Genomic DNA, 385 nt, shown 5'->3' on the forward strand with positions numbered 1-385 from the left:
GTCTAAGAGTCCCCATATGGCGAAGAGGGCCTTCTCCCGGAGCTCATCGGCAACGTATATCGCGAATACAATCTCCCACGCAAAGTCTAAACGTTGGTGTACCGGGTCAGTACGTGTCGTATGCAATCTGTATGGGAACACCTACTGAATGCAAGCGAGACGAGAGGCATAGCGTATGTGCGGTCGCGAATGGACTGTCGCGCCATCAGGGCGTAGCAGATTGTGTACAAGATACCACCAGTGCCGAGGAAAACATCGTTGGCGTCGAAGATGGAGGGGTCGACGTGCGCGGGCAAGATGTCAATGCGACCCATTATTGCGAGTTTGAATCAGAGAAGGGATGAGTAGACGTAACATGCGCGGTATAAGGGAGTTCAACATATAT

1 protein-coding gene is annotated in these 385 nt (G+C 51.9%); it reads right to left on the minus strand.

Going from position 1 to position 385, the window contains the following annotated elements:
- Nucleotides 1-86 precede the first annotated feature (86 nt).
- Complete coding sequence (locus M8013_RS23680) at nucleotides 87-314, minus strand: transmembrane-type terpene cyclase (protein WP_472925655.1); 228 nt, start codon at nucleotides 312-314, stop codon at nucleotides 87-89.
- Nucleotides 315-385: the final 71 nt, after the last annotated feature.

This window comes from Silvania confinis (assembly GCF_025564085.1).
Taxonomy (GTDB): Bacteria; Pseudomonadota; Gammaproteobacteria; order Enterobacterales; family Enterobacteriaceae; genus Enterobacter; species Enterobacter confinis.